We start from the raw sequence: 19,277 nt of genomic DNA on the forward strand, positions 1-19,277 counted from the left end.
GCCGGTGCCTTGGCCTACCTTGACGGAAGCGTCGATCACCGAGAAAGGCAGAGAGTGGACATTCCCTCATCGGTTCCCGCGTGGGTGCGCGCCGAACCCGCCCGCCTGCTCGGTTTCGCCGCCCGCGCGGCCCACCCCGGCGGCGGCTTCGCCTGGCTCGACGACACGGGCCGCCCGGTGCTCGACCGGCCCGTCGAAACGTGGATCACCTGCCGGATGACGCACGTCTTCGCGTTGGCTCAGCTGCAGGGCGGCGACACCGGGAAGCAGGTCGACCACGGCGTCGAAGCGCTGACGGGCCTCCTGCGCGACCCGGACCACGACGGCTGGTACGCGACGACAACGTTGTCAGAGAAGCGTGCCTACGAGCACGCGTTCGTCGTCCTGGCCGCCTCGAGCGCGGTGGCCGCCGGCGCCGAGGGGGCGGAACCGCTGCTGGCCGACGCGCTTGACGTCGTCGAACGCCGGTTCTGGGAACCGGGACCCGGCCGCGTCGCCGACGTCTGGGACCGCGGCTGGACGCACCTGGAGGACTACCGCGGCGCCAACGCCAACATGCACACGGTCGAGGCGTTCCTGGCCGCCGCCGACGTCACCGGCGACCGGGTCTGGGCCGAACGCGCACTGTCCATTGTGGAACACCTGGTGCACGGCGAGGCCCGCGCGCACGGCTGGCTGCTCCCCGAGCACTACGACGCCGGCTGGCACGTCCGGCTGGACCACAACCGGGACGAGCCCGCCCACCCGTTCCGGCCCTTCGGTGCGACCATCGGTCACCTCTTCGAGTGGGCTCGCCTGGCCGTCCACCTCAAGCGCGCCCTCGACGCCGACGCGCCGGAGTGGCTGCTGCCGGACGCGGAGGCGCTCTTCGCGACCGCGGTCCGCCACGGCTGGGCCGTCGACGGCCGCCCGGGATTCGTCTACACCACCGACTTCGCCGGGACGCCGGTCGTGCGCACCCGCCTGCACTGGGTCGTGGCCGAGGCGATCGCCGCCGCGTGGACGCTGCACCAGGAAACCGGCGACGCGGCCTACCTCGACCGGTTCACGCAGTGGTGCGACCACGCCGAGGCGTGTTTCGTCGACCACGAGCTCGGTTCGTGGCACCACGAGCTGGACCCGGAGAACCGCCCCGCGGCGGCGGTCTGGGCCGGCAAGCCGGACATCTACCACGCCTACCAGGCGACGCTCCTGCCCGCGCTGCCGGCCGCCGCGTCGTTCGCCGGCGCGCTGGCCACCCGTCGCTAGACTGCGCCCGAACCCCTGCCGACGAGGAGAACCATGTCGCCTTACGCCGCCTCCGAAGACCGGTACGCGGACATGCCGTACCGGCGCGCCGGGCGCAGCGGGCTGAAGCTGCCCGCCGTGTCGCTCGGCCTGTGGCACAACTTCGGGGACGACAAGCCCCTCGACGTCCAGCGCGCGGTGCTGCGGCGGGCGTTCGACCTCGGCGTGACGCACTTCGACCTGGCCAACAACTACGGCCCGCCGCCCGGCGCCGCCGAGGCGAACTTCGGCAAGCACTACGCCGCGGACTTCCGCCCGTACCGAGACGAGATCCTGGTGTCGTCGAAGGCCGGCTACCTGATGTGGGACGGCCCGTACGGCGAGTGGGGCTCGCGCAAGAACCTGCTGGCCAGCCTGGACCAGAGCCTCGCGCGCACCGGACTGGACCACTTCGACGTCTTCTACTCCCACCGCCCGGACCCCGAGACGCCGATCGAGGAGACGATGGGTGCCCTCGACACCGCGGTCCGCTCCGGCAAGGCGCTGTACGCGGGCATCTCCAACTACTCGCCGGAGCAGACGACAGCCGCGCTCGCCGCGCTGAGGGAGCTCGGCACACCGCTGCTGATCCACCAGCCGTCGTACTCGATCCTGAACCGCTGGGTCGAGGACGGCCTCCTGGACACCCTGGACGAGCACGGCGTCGGCTCGATCGCGTACTCGCCGCTGAGCCAGGGCCTGCTGACCGACCGCTACCTCGACGGCGTCCCCGCCGACTCGCGCGCCGCCGGCGCCAGCCCGTTCCTCACGACCGACCGGCTCACCGACGAGACGCTGGCGACGATCCGCGCGCTGAACGACGTCGCGAAGCGGCGCGGCCAGACGCTGGCCCAGCTGGCCATCGCGTGGGTGCTGCGCCGCGGCCGCGTCACGTCCGCGCTGATCGGGGCCAGCAGCGTCGCGCAGCTCGAGAACACCGTCGCGGCGACGAAGAACCTCGAGTTCACCGACGACGAGCTGGCCGAGATCGACCGGATCGTCGCGGGCTAGCAGCCGATCCGCGCGGAGCCCACGGCCACGTCGTCGAACCACAGCGTGTCGGCGTCCCCGCCGTAGCTCTCCCAGCCGAGCCGCAGGTCGGTCACCGCCGGGTGCCAGGCCCGGGCGAGCCACTGCTGGTCGACGTCGGGGGTGGGGACGCCGTCGACGACGAGCCCGGGCACCGCGGCGGAGCCGAGCCACGTCCGCAGCTGCCCGGCGGCGCCGTCGAGCTGGAACTCGAAGCAGGACCACGTACCGGTCGGCAGGGGGACGCTCTGGGCGACACCGGCCGGGCTCTGCGCGGGCAGCGTCGCGTCGTCGGACTCGCGGTTCCACTGCAGGGCCCGGTTCTGCCCGCCGGCCCGCAGGTCGCGGCCGCCGTCCGCGGTGTCGCGCAGCGCCATGAAGGTGACGTGCCCGGCGGGCAGCGCGGTGGTGTGGCGGACCCAGAAGCGGCCGTACAGCACGCCGGAGCCGGACACGCTCGTGCCGAAGAAGGCGTGGTTGCAGTAGCCGCCCCCGCCGGCGACCTTCACCGAGCGGGTGCCGGAGTGCGCAACCGCGGTGTCGACGCCGACCGTGCCGGTGCCCTGGCAGTTCGCCGCGCCGACGGTCCAGCGGCCCGATGGCGCGCTGCCGGTCTGCTGCTCGAAGTCGTCGCAGATCGCCGCGTCCGCGCACCCCGCGGGCGGCGGCGTGGACGTCGTGGTGGTGGGCGTGACCGGCGTCGTCGTCACCGGGGGAGTGGTGTCCCCGCACGCGACGCCGTTGAGCGCGAAGTCGGTCGGGTCCGGGCCCGGCGAGGTGCCCTGCAACCCGAACGACACGCTGCCGCCGGCGGGCAGCGAAGCGTTGTAGGGCAGGCTCTCCGCGGTCACGGCGGTGCCGTCCTGCCGGACGGTCGCGTTCCAGGCGGAGGTGACGGACTGGCTCCCGGCGTAGTGCCAGGTGAGCGTCCACGACGAGAGCGCGGTGGCGCCGTTGGTCACGGTGATCTCGGCGGTGAACCCGGTCTGCCACTGGTTGACGCGGTAGCCGACCGAGCAGGCCGGCGCGGCGGCGGCCGGGACGGCGGCGACGACCGCCGTGGTTCCGGCCGCGGCGAGGCAGAGCCCGGCGAGGGCGGCGGCGAACCTGTGCATCGGGGCCTCCCGGGACGCGGACAGGGGCGCCGTGGCTCGCACCACGGCGCCCCTGGGTGGTGGCCGCGTTCGGTTGAGGCGACCTGGCATGGGAGCGCTTCCAGCCGCCGGAAACGTAACCCCCGTGTGTCGCCGTTGTAAAGCGCGACCCGGACGCCGGCCGATCCGGTGGTCCGTTTTCGGGGATCTTCGCGGTGCCCGCCGGGAACTGAACGCTCCTGAACGGCCGAAGCCGTTGGATGGCAACGCCTCTACATGGTCGCGCTGCGCCGCCGGTGCGCGCCGGTCGATTCCGCCGTTCGAGTGGAATCCGGGAATCCGCGCCCAAGATCGCGGTGGGCTTTACAGTGCCTCGGCGAGCCGGGTACTGTCCTCCGCTGCTGGGAGCGCTCTCACGATTTGTCCTGTCCCGAGGGAGTGATCGATGCGTTCCGGACCAGCACTGCTCGGCGCCTTCAGCGCGCTCGCCGTCGTCGGCGCGACGACGGCGTTCACGCTCGGCACGCCTTCGCCCGCCGCGGCGGCGACGGCCTGCGAAGTCGGCTACACGGTGAACGACTGGGGAAGCGGTTTCACCGCGAACCTCACCTTGAAGAACCTCGGGACGGCGCCGCTGTCCGGGTGGCGGATCAGCTACGCCTACACCGGGACCCAGCAGCTGCAGCAGGGCTGGAACGCCACCTGGGCGCAGTCCGGGCCGACCGTCACGGTCACCCCGGCCGGCTGGAACGGCACGATCGCCCCGAACGCGTCGATCAGCGCCGGCGCGAACTTCGGCTACAGCGGGGCGAACGCGGCGCCGGCGTCGTTCAGCGTGAACGGCGAACCCTGCGGCGGCACCCCGCCGCCGACGACCCCGACCACGCTGCCGACCACCACCACGCCGACGCCTCCGCCGGGTGGTGCGCCGCAGCTGCACGTCTCCGGCAACCGGCTGGCCGACGCCGCGGGCACCGCCGTGACGCTGCGCGGGGTCAACCGCTCCGGCGGCGAGTTCGCGTGCGTGCAGGGCAACGGCCTCTTCGACGGCCCGATGGACGCGGCTTCGGTGGCCGCCATCAAGAACTGGCACGTCAACGTCGTGCGGGTGCCCTTCAACGAGGACTGCTGGCTGGGACTGTCCAACGTGGACCCGCGCTACGCCGGCGCCACGTACCGCGCGGCGATCAAGTCCTATGTGGACCTGCTGCACCAGAACGGCCTGGTCGCGATCCTCGACCTGCACTGGACCCACGGCGTCTACACGGGCGGTTCCTCGGCGTGCAGCGACGTTAACGCCACCTGCCAGAAGCCGATGACCGACGCGGAGCACTCGGTCGACCTGTGGACGTCGGTCGCGAACACCTTCAAGGGGGACAACGCGACGATCCTCGACCTGTTCAACGAGCCCTACCTCGACCGCGCGGTTTCCGGCTCGGCCCAGGCGTGGACGTGCTGGCGTGACGGCGGTTCGGCGTGCCCCGGCATCGGCTACCCGGTGGCCGGCATGCAGACGCTGGTGAACGCGGTGCGCGCGACCGGCGCGACGAACGTGGTCATGCTCGGCGGCCTCGCCTACTCCAACGACCTCACCGGCTGGCTGCAGTACAAGCCGGCCGACCCGGCGGGGAACCTGGTGGCGTCCTGGCACTCGTACAACTTCAACACGTGCAGCTCGTCGTCCTGCTGGGACAGCCAGCTCGCCCCGGTCGCGGCGGCCGTCCCGTTCGTGGCGGGCGAGATCGGGGAGAACGACTGCGCGAGCGGGTACGTGACCGGCCTGATGGACTGGCTCGACCGGCACCAGGCGTCGTACCTCGGCTGGACGTGGAACACGTGGCCGTGCACGTCCGGCCCGGCGCTGATCACGTCGTACGACGGCACGCCGACGGCGTTCGGCGCGGGCATCCGCGCCCACTTCCTCGCCGCCGGCTGACGGGACCGGCGGTGGGGGCGGGGCGGCGGATCCCTCCGCCGCCCCGTTCCCGTTCCGCCGTCAGGACGTGGTGCAGGCCCTGCCGTTGAGGCTGATCGCGGCGGGCTTCCCGTTGGTGCTGCCGGACGTCCCGGTGAAGCCGAACTCGGCGCTGCCGCCCGCCGGGATCGTCTTGTTCCACCCCGCGTCCACCGCGGACACCGCCGCGCCGGTCTGCGTCACCTGCGCGTTCCACGCCTGCGTCACGTGCTGGCCGTCGGCGAAGGACCAGGTGACCGTCCAGCCGGACACCGGCGCGGTCCCGGTGTTCCCGATCTTCACCCCGGCCTGGAAACCGCCCTGCCACTGGTTCGTGACGGTGTAGGCCGCGGTGCACGACGACGACGGCACCGGGGTCGTCGTGGTCGTCGTGGTCGTCGGGGGAGACGACGTGGTGGTGGTCGTGGGCGGCGGCTGGTCACCGCCGGACTCGCCGATGATCACGCCGCGCCCGTTCGTGCCCACGTACACCCGGCCGTACACCCGCGGATCGCCGCTCAGCGCCGCCCCGATGTTGCCGTACTGGTGCTTGTCGTCGTTGATCCGCGTCCACGACGCGCCCGCGTCGTCCGACCGGAAGATCCCGCGCACCCCGCCGATCTTCGCGATGGTGTATAACGCCGGATACGGCCGGCCGGAGGCGGCCTTGCCGAACCCGATGTTGTCGGCCTCGGCGACCCCGGTCAATTTCGTGAAGGACGCTCCGGAGTCGGTGGAGTGCCAGAGACCGTACGCCGAGCCGGATCCACCGGCCAGCCAGACGTCGCCGGCCACGCCGGGGAGCGCCTTGAAGTGCGCCGAGCCGCTGGGCAGCCCGGTGGCCGCGGTCGCGGTGAACGTCGCGCCGCCGTCGGTGCTGACGTAGAACTTCCCCGCGGCGAACCCGTAGAACCGCTTCGGGTCCACGCGGTCGGCCTCGACCACCGCGCCGGCGGGGATGCCCGCCGACGTCGTCCACGACGAGCCGAAGCCCACCGAGTAGCTGACTCCGGTGCCTTCCGGGCTCCACACGAACCGGCTGCCGTCGGCGGCCGCGGCCACCGTCCCGCCGCTCGCGCCGCCGCCCGGTTCGGCGCCCTGGAACCAGTTCTTGCCGCCGTCGGTGGAGAAGGCGACGCGGTTGTCGTTCGGCCGGGCGCTGCGGTCGAGTGTCCCGACGCGCACGATCGTCGCCGGCGTCAGCTCGGCGTAGTCCAGACTGGTGGTCGTCGTGAACACCGGCGAGGTGAACATCGTCGACGGCACGGCGTCGAGGCTGTCGTGCCGGAACCCGCCGATGTCGCCCAGCCCGGAGATCAGCGGCGCGCCCGACGGCGGGCTGACCAGGTCCAGCACGGCGGTCTCCTCGAGGCCGCCGACGACCGGCTTGAGCGTGATCTTGCCGCCGCTGTCCCACTTCGTGAGGTCGTTCGTGCCGTAGATGGTCGCGCCGGTCCCGTAGAGCAGGTGGTTCGAGTCGAACGGGTCGATCTCCACCGATTCGGTCATCCAGCCGAGCTTCGGCGACGGCACCGGGGGAGCGGGCTGGGTGCCGAAGGTCAGTCACGGCACCGAAGAGATGTCCTGGGTGTACCGCAGCGTCCGGTCGGGGTAGCTCGAGAAGTCCCAGATCCGGGTCCACGTGGCGCCGCCGTCGGTGCTGCGGAAGAAGATGACGTCCGGCCACCACGACACCTGCGTCGCGACCATCAGCGTGTTCGGGTGCTGCCGGTCGATCGTCAGCCCGCTGTAGCCGAAGTAGTCGTCCGCGCTGTCGGACGGGATCGGGCTGATCCGCGTCCACGCACCGGTCTTCGTCGCGTACTTCCAGACGTCGCCCTTCGCGCCGTCGTAGGGCCCGCCGGTGTCGCTGGTCGCGAGGTAGAGGTAACCGCCGGCGCTGTCGAGGACGCCCTTGTGCGCCAGGAAACCCGTGGGCTGGCCGGCCAGCCGCGCCCACGTCGTGCCGCCGTCGGTGCTGCGGTAGACGGTGTTCGCCTTGTCCGCGACGCCGACGTAGATGGTCTGCGTGGTGTTCCCGCGGGTGCCGGTCGACGGGTCGAACGTCACCCAGGTGACGCCCTCATTGTCGCTGGAGTAGCCCGTCGGGTCGCTCGGGTCCGGTGCGTAGTTGCCCGGGTTGGGGAAGGCCGTCACCTTCGCCCACGTGACGCCGGAGTCCGTGCTGCGCCAGAGCCCGTTGCCGCTGGGCGCGCCGAGGTAGAGGACGCTGTCGCGGTTCGGGTCGATCGCGAGCCGCTCGCCCATGCCGCGGCCGGGCATGTTGCCGCCGAGCTTGAACGGCAGCGCCGAGGACTGCCAGGTGGCACCGCGGTCGGTCGAGCGCAGGATCGCGCCGTTGTTGGGGTCCCAGCTGTTGGTGTACATGCCGGCCGCGGCGTAGACGCGGTTCGGGTCGACCGGGTCGGTGGCCAGGCTGACCACGCCGTTGTGGCCCCAGTCGGTCCAGCCCACCGAGTCCAGCAGCGGGAGCCAGCGCCCGGTGGCGGGGTTCCAGCGGTACGCGCCGCCGATGTCGGTGCGGGCGTAGGCGAGGCCCGGTTCCGCCTGGTTGAAGACGATGCCGGGGACGAACCCGCCGCCGCCGATCTCCGCGTTGCGCCACGTGTAGGGCGCGGGGGCGGCCGGGGAAGCCGGCGCACCGACGGTGACCGCGACGGCGACGGGGACGACGAGGGCGAGCGCACTCGCCAGTAGCCGTCTCGATGAACGGGAAAGCGTGCTGCGCACGTCTGCCTCCACAGGTTGTCTCGACAAGTCTGGGAGCGCTTCCAGGTGGACCGTAAACCAGGGTTCGGACCAGGTCAAACGCTTCGACGATTTCACCGGAGTGGTCTGTCTACAGTGGATTCGGCGGGCCGGGGGAAAGGGGTGTGTTGTGCGATAAGCGGTGTCACATATGTGAACGCCGATCAGGTTTCTGAATCGTTATCAACGACTGTCTTGCCCGGCTTTTTCCGGCGTGTGAGTGTGGTGGCCGCTGGCTGGACTGGACCTACGAAAGAGGCGACCCGGCAATGACGCAGACAGCCCCGGCGCGGCACATCAGCCGAACCACCTTGTACTTCTTCGGCGCGCTCGGCGGCATCCTCTTCGGTTACGACCTCGGCGTGATTTCCGGGGTGCTCCCGTTCATCGGGAAACTGTGGGCACTGACCAGCTGGGACAAGGGCGTGATCACCGCCAGCCTGTCGGTCGGTGCGATCGTCGGCGCGCTGTTCTCCAGCCGCACCAACGAAGCGCTCGGCCGCCGCCGCACGATCATGGTCGCCGCGGCGATCGTCATCGTCGGCACCCTCGCCGCGACGTTCTCGCCGACGTTCGCGCTGCTGGTGATCTCGCGGCTGATCATCGGCCTCGGCATCGGCCTTTCGTCGTCGACGGTGCCGACGTACCTGTCCGAACTGGCGCCGGCGCGGCTGCGCGGCGCGATGGGCGCGCTGAACCAGATCTTCATCGTGCTCGGCATCCTGATCGCGTTCCTGGTCAGCTACTGGCTCGGCCCGGTGTCGGCCTGGCGGTGGATGTTCGCCGGCGCGATCGTGCCCGCCGTGATCCTGCTCGTCGGGCTGGTGTTCCTGCCCGAAACCCCGCGCTGGCTGGTGAAGAACGGCCGCGAGGAGGAAGCCCGGCGGGTCCTGGCGAGCGCGCACGGCAACACCGTCAACCTCGACGAAGAGATCGCCACCATCAACGAGGTCATCCGGCTGGACACCGAGGAGAAGCCGCGGCTGCGCGACCTGTTCTCCGGCTTCGTCCGCCCGATGCTCGTGGTGGCCCTGCTGCTCGCGATCGGCCAGCAGTTCAGCGGCGTCAACGCGATCAACGCGTACTTCCCGACGATGCTGATCGGCCTCGGGTTCGCGACGCAGGCCGCGCTGCTGTCCGGGGTCCTGCTGGGCGTCACGAAGTTCCTGTTCACCGCGTGGGTCGTGTTCGTGGTGGACCGCTGGGGCCGCAAGCCGCTGCTGCTCATCGGCAACGTCATCATGGTGCTCACGCTGGTGGCGGCCGGGCTCGTCGTGCTGAACGTCCACGACACCGGCACCCGCGGCATCCTGATGCTGGTGATGATGGTGCTCTACCTGGTGGGCTACGAGCTCGGCTGGGGCGCGGTCGTCTGGGTGATGATGTCCGAGGTGTTCCCGCTGAAGTTCCGCGCGGCGGGCATGGGCGTCAGCAGCGTCGTCCTCTGGGCCGCGACGGGCATCGTGAGCGCGGTGTTCCCGATCATCTCCGACCCGAAGTCGCTCGGCATCGGCGGTTCGATGTTCCTGTTCGCCGGCATCAACGTGGTGCTGTTCGTGCTCACCAAGTGGCTGGTGCCGGAGACCAAGGGGCGCTCGCTGGAGCAGATCGAGCTCGACCTCCGGGCGCGGCAGGGGGTCGCGGCGAAGAGCTGACCCGGGGGTCCGGCCAACACAGAGGCGAGGGCCAGTCGAGAACCCGAGCACCATCGAAACCCGGGCCTCCCGCAACCCCGATCCGAAGCCAGAACACGGCCGGCAGCGCCGGGTCAAGGCATCTTTCCCGCCTTGACGCGGTGTTGCCGGCCGTAGTCACAATGAAGGCTTCGGGGTTGCGGAGAAACGTTGTGGAGAAACTCGGCACGCCGAGGCGGGGGCCGAGGCCTTCGCTTCAGGGACCGTTATTCGGTTGCCCAGTGGCGATCCGGCCCTGCACTGTGCCCCGATGGAGATCCGTTCCACGACCGAGCACGACCGCGACGCCTTCGTCGACACGCTTTTCGCCGCCTTCGGGCGCTTCCCACCCGAAGGCGACCGGGTCTGGTCGGCACTGGAGATGGACCGGGCGCTGTTCGCGGTGGTGGACGGCCGGCCCGTCGGCACCGCGGCCGTCTATTCCTTCGAGCTGACGTTGCCCGGGAACGTCCCCGTGCCCGCCGGCGGGCTGACCGCGGTCGGCGTCCTGCCGTCGCACCGGCGGCGAGGCGTGCTCACCGCGATGATGCGCCACCAGCTCGCCGACGCGCGGGCGCGCGGGGAGTTCCTCGCGGTGCTCCTCGCGAGTGAGGCGGTGATCTACCGCCGGTTCGGCTACGGGCCGGCGACGACCACGCACCGGCTGACGGTGGACCGGCACCGAGCCGCTCCGCGGAGCACCGCCGTCGCGGCGGAAGGCTCGATCGAGGTGCTGCGCCGCGCCGAGTGCGGCGACCTCCTGGAGGACGCCTACGACCGCTACCGCCGAACTCAGCCGGGTGCGTTGTCCCGGCCGCGTCACTGGTGGGCCCGCGGCGCGGGGCAGCCGCCGGTGTCCGCGGCCCCGCGTTACGTCGCCGTGCACCGGGACTCCGGCGGCAGGGCCGACGGGTACGCGACCTACCTGCTCGACTCCGGCACGCTGACGGTCGACGAGACGATCGCGGCGGACGACGCCGTCACCACCGCGCTCACCCGGTTCCTCCTCGACCACGACCTGGTCACCCGCGTCGTGCTCAAGAAGTGCCCGCCGGAGCACCCGCTGCGCTGGCAGCTCGCGGACTTCCGCGCGGCCGAGGTGAGCGACGAGACGGACTGGCTGTGGGTGCGGCTGCTGGACGTCCCGCGGGCGTTGACGGCGCGCGGTTGGTCCACCGACGGCGAGCTCGTCCTCGACGTCGAGGACTCGTTCCTGGGGGAGCGGGGCCGCTACCTTCTCACGGTCCGGGACGGCAAGGCCGAGTGCTACCCGACCGGCCGGGCGCCGGACCTCTCCCTGGACGCGACCGACCTCGGTTCGGTGTACCTCGGCGGCGTGGCACCGAGCACGCTGGTGCGGGGCGGGCAGATCCACGCCCACCACCCGGACGCGGCCGCGCTCGCCGACGCGCTGTTCCGCGCCGAGCGCCCACCGCACTGCCTGCACTGGTTCTGAGGCGGCCCTAGAGGGTGACGGCGAGCCCGAGCTTCCCGGCCAGCCGGCCGATCCACGCTTCGACTTCCTCCGGCGAACGGTCCGGCAAGCCGAAGATCGTCTCGGTGACGCCGAGGGAATCCAGGTGCGCCAACCGGTCCGGGTCCGGGCGTTCCCCGAGCGCGCAGATCCGCGGTGCGCCAGTCCGGCCTTCAGCGGACCAGATCTCCTTGAGCAGAGCCACGTGCCCGTCCAGGTCGGAGTCCGCCGGGGTGGTGATCCACCCGTCCGCGTGGCGGGCGATCCAGCGGAACGTCTTCTCCGTCGGGCCCGCGCCCAGCAGCACCGGGATGTGGGCCTGGACCGGCTTCGGCCACGCCCAACTCGGTCCGAACGAGACGAACTCCCCGGCGTAGGAAGCCTCTTCCTCCGTCCACAGTGCACTCATCGCTTCGAGGTACTCGCGCAGGGCCGTCCGGCGGCGGTTGCCGGGAACGCCGTGGTCGGTCAGCTCGTCGACGTTCCAGCCGAAGCCGGTCCCGAGTGTGACCCGGCCGCCCGAGAGGTGGTCGAGGCTCGCGATCGTCTTGGCGAGGGTGATCGGGTCGCTCTCCACCGGCAGGGCCACCGCGGTGGACAGCCGGATCCGCGACGTCACCGCGGCCGCCGTCGCCAGCGCGACCCAGGGGTCGAGCGTGCGGCTGTAGCGGTCGTCGGGCAGGGACGCGTCGCCCGTGCGCGGGTGCGGCGACTCGCGCTTCACCGGGATGTGCGTGTGCTCGGGCACGTAGAAGGTGGCGAACCCCGCGGCCTCCGCGGCGCGCGCCGCCGAAGCCGGGGTGATGCCGCGGTCGCTGGTGAACAGCACGATTCCGTAGTCCACGCGAGGAGCGTATTAGAACGTGTTTCAGTTTTCAAGGAGGGCAGTCGATGAGGTGAGGACCGCCGCCGGAGCGAGGAGGATCCGTGGTGGAGGTGCAGGGTGCACGCAGTGTTCCATTGTGGACGGTCACGGCCGGTGTCCCAGATCGTGGACGCCCGGCCGGGGCGGGATGGCCAGCCGGGTGCCGGGTCCACTATCCTGGTTCGCGGGTCGAGAGGCGCTGCAACGGACCACGGGGTCCGCCACGCTCGGCCCGCTCCACCGGACCAAGGGCGCCTCCCCGACGAGGGAGGGCGCTGATGAGTCAAGATCCCACCAGCCGGCTGCGTGAGCTGCTGGACAGCCGCGTGGCGGTCCTCGACGGTGCCTGGGGCACCATGCTGCAGGGGGCCGGGCTCACCCCGGCCGACTACCGCGGCGACCGCTTCGGCGAGCACACCCACGACGTCACCGGCGACCCCGACCTGCTGAACCTCACCCGCCCGGACGTCATCCTCGATGTCCACCGCCAGTACCTCGCGGCCGGTGCGGACATCACCACGACGAACACCTTCACCGCGACCAGCATCGGCCAGGCCGACTACGGCCTGCAGGCCTACGTCCACGAGATGAACGTCCGCGGCGCGCAGCTGGCCCGCCAGGCGGCCGACGAGGCAGGCGGCAAGTTCGTGGCCGGGTCGATCGGGCCGCTGAACGTCACCCTGAGCCTGTCGCCCAAGGTCGACGACCCGGCGTACCGCGCGGTCACGTTCGAGCAGGTCAAGGCGGCCTACGCGGAGCAGATCGCCGGGCTCGCCGAGGGCGGCGTCGACCTGCTGCTGATCGAGACGATCTTCGACACGCTCAACTGCAAGGCCGCGATCGCCGCCGCCCGCGAGGTCGCGCCGGACCTGCCGCTGTGGATCTCGGTCACCATCGTCGACCTGAGCGGCCGGACGCTCTCCGGGCAGACCGTCGAGGCGTTCTGGAGCTCGGTCGAGCACGCGAAACCGCTGGTCGTCGGCGTGAACTGCTCGCTGGGCGCCGAGGAGATGCGGCCGCACGTCGAGGAGCTCGCCCGGATCGCCGACGCCTACGTCGCCTGCCACCCGAACGCCGGGCTGCCGAACGCGTTCGGCGGGTACGACCAGACGCCCGAGGAGACCGCCGGGCTGATCGGCGGGTTCGCCCGCGACGGCCTGGTCAACCTGGTCGGCGGCTGCTGCGGCACGACCCCGGAGCACATCGCGAAGATCGCCGCCGCGGCGAAGGACGTCGGCCCGCGGGAGGTGCCGGCGCCGCGCACGCACACCCGCTTCAGCGGCCTCGAGCCGTTCGGCATCGGCGCCGACACCGGGTTCGTGATGATCGGCGAGCGCACCAACGTCACCGGCTCGAAGCGGTTCCGCCGGCTCATCGAGTCCGGCGACCACCAGGCCGCCGTCGACGTCGCGCTGGAGCAGGTCCGCGGCGGCGCGAACCTGCTGGACGTCAACATGGACGCCGACCTGCTCGATTCCGAGGAGGCGATGACGACCTTCCTCAACCTCATCGCCACCGAGCCCGAGGTCGCCCGGATCCCGGTGATGGTCGACAGCTCCAAGTGGACCGTGCTCGAAGCCGGCCTGCGCTGCCTGCAGGGCAAGGGCGTGGTCAACTCGATCAGCCTCAAGGAGGGCGAGGAGCCCTTCCTCGCCCAGGCCCGCACGATCCGCAACTACGGCGCCGGCGTCGTCGTGATGGCCTTCGACGAGACGGGCCAGGCCGACACCGCGGACCGCAAGGTCGACATCTGCGGCCGGGCCTACGACCTGCTCACGCAGAAGGCCGGCTTCGCGGGCGAAGACATCATCTTCGACCCGAACGTGCTCGCCGTCGCCACCGGCATCGCCGAGCACAACGGCTACGCGAAGGCGTTCATCGACGCGCTGCCCCGGATCAAGGAACGCTGTCCCGGCGTCCACATCTCCGGCGGCATCTCGAACCTGTCGTTCTCCTTCCGCGGCAACGACGTCGTCCGCGAGGCGATGCACTCGGCGTTCCTGTTCCACGCCATGCAGGTCGGCCTGGACATGGGCATCGTGAACGCGGGCCAGCTCGCTGTCTACGAGGACATCCCGAAGGAGCTCCTCGAGCTGGTCGAGGACGTGCTGTTCGACCGCCGCGAGGACGCCACCGACCGGCTGGTGAGCTTCGCCGAGAACGTGAAGGGCAGCGGCACCAAGCGCGTCGTGGACCTCTCGTGGCGCGAAGGCACGGTCGGCGAGCGGCTGTCCCACGCGCTGGTGCACGGGATCGTCGACTACATCGAGGACGACACCGAAGAGGCGCGGCAGCAGATGGCGCGGCCCCTCGACGTCATCGAGGGCCCGCTGATGGACGGTATGAAGGTCGTCGGCGACCTGTTCGGCTCCGGCAAGATGTTCCTGCCGCAGGTCGTGAAGAGCGCCCGCGTGATGAAGCGGTCCGTCGCCTACCTCGAGCCGTTCATGGAGGAGGAGAAGGAGAAGGCGCGCCAGGAGGGCAGGCTCGCGTCGAACGGCGGCCAGGGCAAGATCGTGCTGGCCACGGTGAAGGGCGACGTCCACGACATCGGCAAGAACATCGTCGGGGTCGTCCTGGGCTGCAACAACTACGAGGTGATCGACCTCGGCGTGATGGTGCCGGCCGGCAAGATCCTCGACACCGCGGTCACCGAAGGCGCCGACGCGGTCGGGCTGTCCGGGCTGATCACGCCGTCGCTGGACGAGATGGTCGCCGTCGCCACCGAGATGCAGCGGCGCGGCCTGAAGCTGCCGCTGCTGATCGGCGGCGCCACGACGTCCCGCCAGCACACCGCGGTCAAGATCGCGCCCGCCTACGACAACGCGACGGTCCACGTGCTGGACGCCTCCCGCGTCGTCGGCGTCGTGTCGGACCTGCTCGACCCGGACCGCTCGATCGCGCTCGCCGAGAAGAACCGGGCCGACCAGGAGGTGCTGCGCGAGCAGCACGCGAGCAAGCAGCGCCGTCCGATGCTCACGCTCGAGCAGGCGCGGCTCAACCGCGAGCAGGTCGTGTTCGCGGACCTGCCGACGCCGCTGTTCACCGGCACCCGCGTCGTCGAGCCGTCGATCACCGAGCTGCGCGAGATGATCGACTGGCAGTTCCTGTTCCTGGCCTGGCAGCTCAAGGGCAAGTACCCGGCGATCCTGGAGCAGCCGGTCGCCCGCGAGCTGTTCGACGACGCCAACACGCTGCTCGACCAGATCATCGCCACCGGCAGCTTCACCGCGAAGGGCGCGTACGCGTTCTGGCCGGCGCACAGCGAGGGCGACGACATCCTGCTCGACGGCGAGTTCGCGCACGTCGGGTTCCCGATGCTGCGCCAGCAGACGTCGAAGCCGGAGGACCGCGCCAACCGCTGCCTCGCCGACTACATCGCCCCCGAAGGCGACCACCTCGGCGGGTTCGCCGTCGCGATCCACGGCGCCGAGACACTGGCGGCGAAGTACGAAGCCCAGCAGGACGACTACCGCGCGATCATGGTCAAGGCGCTGGCCGACCGGCTCGCCGAGGCCTTCGCCGAGCACATCCACCTGCGGGCCCGCCGCGACTGGTTCGAGCCGGACGCCGAGCCGGTGCTGGCCGACCTGCACGCCGAGCGCTTCCGCGGCATCCGCCCGGCGCTGGGCTACCCGGCCAGCCCGGACCACAGCCAGAAGCGCGAGCTGTTCGAACTGCTCGAAGCCGACCGGCTGGGCATGGACCTGACCGAGTCGTTCGCGATGACGCCGGCGGCGAGCGTGTCCGGGCTGATCTTCGCGCACCCGGACTCGCGGTACTTCACCGTCGGCAGGCTCGGGCTCGACCAGATCGAGGACTACGCGCGCCGCAAGGGCGTCGAGGTCGCCGAGGTCGAGCAGTGGCTGCGGCCGAACCTGGCCTACGAGCCCGAGGCGTAGTCCTTCAGCTCGATGTCCGTGGCGAACTTGTCGGTCGCCTTGAGCATCAGGCCGAGCAGGAAGCGGGACTTGAACGTCCAGTCCCGCAGCTTGATCCGCAGTGGTGACGGCGGCGCGAGGAACGGGCCCGCGCTGCCGCGCTGCGACACCTTCGCGTACGTCCGGAGCTGTTCTTCGTAGCGGGCGAAGGCGACGCGGTGGTCGCCGTCCGCGGCCAGGAGCTCGCCGGCGAGCACGTACGCGCCGACGATCGCGAGGCCGGTGCCGAAGCCGCCGAGGGTGTTGCCGTAGGCGGCGTCGCCGAGCAGGACGACCCGGCCGCGCGAGTAGTGGTCGATCGTGACGCGGGCGAGCGAGTCCAGGTAGAACTCGCGGGCGTCGGGAAGCTTCGCGATCAGTTCGGGCACCCGCCAGCCCGCGTCGCGGTAGGCCTCGGCGACCAGCTTCCGCTGGGTGCCGGTGTCGCCGCGGTCGTAGTCCAGTTCGGGCGAGGCGAAGACGAAGAACGCCGACGCCTTCGGCCCGCCGACCGCGGCCATCCGGCCCGGCTCGTTGTACATCACGGCCTCGCCGCCGCCGACCTGCTCGCCCAGCTCGGCCAGGGCGTAGTAGTGGCCCAGGAAGTTGACGTAGTCGCGTTCCGGGCCGAAGGCCAGCCGCCGGACGTTCGAGTGGATGCCGTCGGCGCCGACGACGAGGTCGAACCGGCGCGGCCCAGCGTTGGCGAAGGTGACGTCGACGCCGTCGGGCGTCTCGGTCAGCGCCGTGACGGTGTCGCCGAAGAGGTACTCGCAGTCCGCGTGCTCGTACAGGATGTCGGCGAGGTCGCCGCGGCGGATCTCGATGTCGCCACCGGTGAACTCGCCCGGGATCACGGCCTGGGAGCGGCCGTCGGCGTCGATGATGGTCTGGTCGGTACCGCCGGTTTGGCGGGCCAGGACGTCGTCGAGGATGCCCATGCGCTCCAGGACGGTCCGGTGGGTGGCGCCCTTGAAGTCGACGGCCTGGCCGCCGGGGCGCACCGAAGGGGCGCGTTCGACGACGGTGACTTCGCAGCCGTAGCGGGTCAGCCAGAGGGCGAGTGCGGGGCCGGCGATGCTCGCGCCGGAGATCAGGACAGTCAGCTTTTTCATGCCGCAGAGCTTCGCGAGAACGGCTTACCGGTCCCTGGCGAAGCGCTGACGGCGGCCGTCAGCGACTGTCGCGAGTGGACCGCGCGCGGACCGTGACGGCGGAAAATACCCGGCCGCGACCAGGGCTTTCCCGGCGGTTTTCGCACGTTGACCCCCGCCGGTCGCGCGGGCACCATTTCCCGGGGGAGAGGGGGCGGCGATGCTGGACAGCGAAACGCGACCGGCGGCCACCGCGCTCGGCGAGCTGCTGCGCAACGGGGAGCGCGCACTCGAGGCCGACGGCGACCTGCGCGCCGGCCGGGAGTGGTTCGACCGGGCGTACCGGGCCGCGGAGGCCGAGTGCGACGGGACCGGGATGGCGCGGGCGGCGCTGGGCTTGGCCGGGCTGTGGGTGCACGAACACCGGAGCGCGCCCGCGGCCGCGTTGCTGCAGGCGCGGCTGCGCAGTGCGGCGACCGCGGTCGACCCGGGGTCGTCGCTGGCCCTGCGGCTCAAGGCGCGGCTCGCGGGCGAAGCCGACTACGTGGCGGGGGAGAGCAACGAGATCCTCGCCGTGCTCGAAGAAGCCAAGCGCGCGGGCGACCCGGTCGCCTGGGCCGAGGCCGCGAGCCTGGCCCACCACTGCCTGCTCGGGCCCGACCACGGCGGCCAGCGCCGCGCGCTCGCCCACGAGCTGATCACCGAGGGCTTCCGCACCGATCGCCGCAGCGACCTGCTGATGGGCCTGCTCTGGCGCACGGTCGACCTCTTCCTCGACGGCGACCCGCACGCCCAGCGCGGGCTCGCCGACCTGCGCGGCCTGCTGGCCGAACGCGACCACCTCGCGGTCGGGTTCGTGCTCGACGCGATCGACGTCATGCTCAGCATCCGCGCCGGCCGCTTCGAGGAGGCGGAAAACCGCGCGGCGGCCTGCGCGCTGCGGGGTGAGCAGGCCGGCGACGCCGACGCGATCGGCTGGTACACCGCGCAGGTCGGCGCGGTCCGCTTCTACCAGGGCCGCGTCGCCGAGCTGCTGCCGGTGCTGCGGGAGACGGTGCATTCGCCGACGCTCAGCGCCGTCGACAACGCGCTGATCGCCGGGCTGGCCGTCGCCGCCGCGGCGGCCGGGGACGAGCGCGAGGCTGCCGGAGCGCTGGCCCGGCTGCGCGGGCGGGACCTGGCGCTGCTGCCGCGGTCGAGCAGCTGGCTCGTGTCGATGTACGGGATCGTCGAGTCCGCCTGCCTGGTTTCGGACGTCGAATCGGCGTTGGCCGCGTACGCGCTGCTGAAGCCCTTCGCGCGGCTGCCGATGACGGCCAGCCTCGGCGTCGCCTGCTTCGGCTCGGTGCAGCACGCGCTGGGCGTGGCGATGCTGACCGCGGGCGAGACCGGGCGCGCCGCCGAGCACTTCCGCGCGGCGGTGCGCGACAACCTCGCGCTGGCGCACTGGCCGGCCGCGGCGTTGTCGCGCGCCCGGCTCGCGCAGGCGCTGGGACCGGCGTCGGCGGAAGGGGCGCGGGAGCAGGCCGCGGCGACGCGGGAGGCGGAGCAGCTCGGGATGGTGCTGCCCGCGTTTGCGCCCCGCGTCGCGGACCGCAGGGTCACCTGCCGTCGCGAGGGCAGTCACTGGGTCTTCACCCTGGACGGCCGGTCGGCCTCGGTCGAGCACAGCGTCGGCATGGGCTACCTCGCGACGCTGCTGGACAACCCGGGCCACGAGCTGACCGCCGTCGAGCTGGCGCACGGAGTGGTGGCCGAGGCGACGTCCGCGCAGCCGGTGCTCGACCAGGAGGCGACCGCGCACTACCGGCGCTGGCTCGCCAACCTCGAGGCCGAGCTCGACGAGCACGAAGCCAACCACGACACCGGCCGGGCGGAACAGGTCCGCACCGAACGCGACTGGCTGCTGGGCGAGCTGTCGGCGGCCGCGGGACTGGCGGGCCGCGTCCGCGAGTTCGCGGGCGCGGAGGAGAAGGCCCGGATCGCGGTGGGCAAGGCGATCCGCCGCGCGCTGACGCGGATCGCCGCGGCGGATGCGGTGATCGGCGACGTCCTGCGCGACGGCGTCCGCACCGGCACCCGCTGCTCCTACCACCCCGGCTGAAACGACATGAACGACTCTTTCATGTCGCCAGACGA

12 protein-coding genes and 1 riboswitch are annotated in these 19,277 nt (G+C 71.6%); of the genes, 7 read left to right on the forward strand and 5 right to left on the reverse strand.

Annotation, left to right across the window (positions count from 1 at the left end):
- Positions 1–54: 54 nt before the first annotated feature.
- Positions 55–1,248 carry an AGE family epimerase/isomerase gene (locus ACIQWX_RS19860; RefSeq protein ID WP_400872729.1) on the forward strand — a complete coding sequence of 398 codons (1,194 nt, stop codon included), beginning with the start codon at positions 55–57 and terminating at the stop codon, positions 1,246–1,248.
- A gap of 33 nt (positions 1,249–1,281) precedes the next feature.
- On the forward strand, positions 1,282–2,277 hold the full coding sequence (mgrA, locus tag ACIQWX_RS19865) for an L-glyceraldehyde 3-phosphate reductase (protein ID WP_400872732.1): 996 nt from the start codon (positions 1,282–1,284) through the stop codon (positions 2,275–2,277).
- On the opposite strand, the gene ACIQWX_RS19870 is transcribed toward mgrA, so the two are convergent.
- The gene (locus tag ACIQWX_RS19870; protein ID WP_400872735.1) at positions 2,274–3,410 is read right to left on the reverse strand and encodes a cellulose-binding domain-containing protein; all 1,137 of its coding nucleotides are present in this window, start codon (positions 3,408–3,410) and stop codon (positions 2,274–2,276) included. The two genes, mgrA and ACIQWX_RS19870, sit on opposite strands and share 4 nt — an antisense overlap.
- 424 nt (positions 3,411–3,834) lie before the next feature.
- Here ACIQWX_RS19870 and ACIQWX_RS19875 point away from each other — a divergent pair, with 424 nt between their 5' ends.
- Positions 3,835–5,325: a cellulase family glycosylhydrolase gene (locus ACIQWX_RS19875; RefSeq protein ID WP_400872738.1), complete on the forward strand. Its 1,491-nt coding sequence runs from the start codon at positions 3,835–3,837 to the stop codon at positions 5,323–5,325.
- A gap of 60 nt (positions 5,326–5,385) precedes the next feature.
- On the opposite strand, the gene ACIQWX_RS19880 is transcribed toward ACIQWX_RS19875, so the two are convergent.
- Together ACIQWX_RS19880 and ACIQWX_RS19885 are read right to left on the reverse strand one after the other, a co-directional pair.
- Entirely contained in the window at positions 5,386–6,852 is a 1,467-nt protein-coding gene (locus ACIQWX_RS19880) for a cellulose binding domain-containing protein (protein ID WP_400872740.1), read from the reverse strand.
- A gap of 54 nt (positions 6,853–6,906) precedes the next feature.
- Positions 6,907–8,094: a hypothetical protein gene (locus tag ACIQWX_RS19885; RefSeq protein ID WP_400872743.1), complete on the reverse strand. Its 1,188-nt coding sequence runs from the start codon at positions 8,092–8,094 to the stop codon at positions 6,907–6,909.
- Positions 8,095–8,381: 287 nt separating this feature from the next.
- Between ACIQWX_RS19885 and ACIQWX_RS19890 the strand changes: the two genes are divergently transcribed.
- Positions 8,382–9,767 (forward strand): sugar porter family MFS transporter, encoded by a 1,386-nt coding sequence (locus tag ACIQWX_RS19890; RefSeq protein WP_400872746.1) that lies wholly within the window; start codon positions 8,382–8,384, stop codon positions 9,765–9,767.
- Positions 9,768–10,056: 289 nt separating this feature from the next.
- Positions 10,057–11,241 (forward strand): GNAT family N-acetyltransferase, encoded by a 1,185-nt coding sequence (locus ACIQWX_RS19895; protein WP_400872748.1) that lies wholly within the window; start codon positions 10,057–10,059, stop codon positions 11,239–11,241.
- Positions 11,242–11,248: 7 nt separating this feature from the next.
- Here the strand turns inward: ACIQWX_RS19895 and ACIQWX_RS19900 are convergent, their stop codons facing one another.
- On the reverse strand, positions 11,249–12,103 hold the full coding sequence (locus ACIQWX_RS19900; protein WP_400872750.1) for a TIGR03619 family F420-dependent LLM class oxidoreductase: 855 nt from the start codon (positions 12,101–12,103) through the stop codon (positions 11,249–11,251).
- 206 nt (positions 12,104–12,309) lie between these two features.
- Positions 12,310–12,388, forward strand: a riboswitch (S-adenosyl-L-homocysteine riboswitch).
- 14 nt (positions 12,389–12,402) lie between these two features.
- On the opposite strand from ACIQWX_RS19900, the gene metH reads away from it, so the two are divergent.
- Entirely contained in the window at positions 12,403–16,026 is a 3,624-nt protein-coding gene (metH, locus tag ACIQWX_RS19905) for a methionine synthase (protein WP_400872751.1), read from the forward strand.
- Here the strand turns inward: metH and ACIQWX_RS19910 are convergent.
- Positions 16,008–17,159 carry an FAD-dependent monooxygenase gene (locus ACIQWX_RS19910; protein ID WP_400872753.1) on the reverse strand — a complete coding sequence of 384 codons (1,152 nt, stop codon included), beginning with the start codon at positions 17,157–17,159 and terminating at the stop codon, positions 16,008–16,010. The two genes, metH and ACIQWX_RS19910, sit on opposite strands and share 19 nt — an antisense overlap.
- Positions 17,160–17,358: 199 nt before the next feature.
- On the opposite strand from ACIQWX_RS19910, the gene ACIQWX_RS19915 reads away from it, so the two are divergent.
- A complete protein-coding gene (locus ACIQWX_RS19915) occupies positions 17,359–19,242 on the forward strand; it encodes a hypothetical protein (protein ID WP_400872755.1) in 1,884 nt (627 codons plus the stop codon).
- The last annotated feature ends 35 nt before the right edge of the window (positions 19,243–19,277 follow it).

The sequence above is a fragment of the Amycolatopsis sp. NPDC098790 genome (genome assembly GCF_044759945.1).
GTDB lineage: Bacteria > Actinomycetota > Actinomycetes > Mycobacteriales > Pseudonocardiaceae > Amycolatopsis.

Coding starts and splice junctions, on each gene's coding strand:
- mgrA (WP_400872732.1), top strand. CDS start 1,282: ATGTCGCCTTACGCCGCCTCCGAAGACCGGTACGCGGACATGCCGTAC.
- ACIQWX_RS19870 (WP_400872735.1), bottom strand. CDS start 3,410: ATGCACAGGTTCGCCGCCGCCCTCGCCGGGCTCTGCCTCGCCGCGGCC.
- ACIQWX_RS19875 (WP_400872738.1), top strand. CDS start 3,835: ATGCGTTCCGGACCAGCACTGCTCGGCGCCTTCAGCGCGCTCGCCGTC.
- ACIQWX_RS19880 (WP_400872740.1), bottom strand. CDS start 6,852: ATGACCGAATCGGTGGAGATCGACCCGTTCGACTCGAACCACCTGCTC.
- ACIQWX_RS19890 (WP_400872746.1), top strand. CDS start 8,382: ATGACGCAGACAGCCCCGGCGCGGCACATCAGCCGAACCACCTTGTAC.
- ACIQWX_RS19895 (WP_400872748.1), top strand. CDS start 10,057: ATGGAGATCCGTTCCACGACCGAGCACGACCGCGACGCCTTCGTCGAC.
- metH (WP_400872751.1), top strand. CDS start 12,403: ATGAGTCAAGATCCCACCAGCCGGCTGCGTGAGCTGCTGGACAGCCGC.
- ACIQWX_RS19910 (WP_400872753.1), bottom strand. CDS start 17,159: ATGAAAAAGCTGACTGTCCTGATCTCCGGCGCGAGCATCGCCGGCCCC.
- ACIQWX_RS19915 (WP_400872755.1), top strand. CDS start 17,359: ATGCTGGACAGCGAAACGCGACCGGCGGCCACCGCGCTCGGCGAGCTG.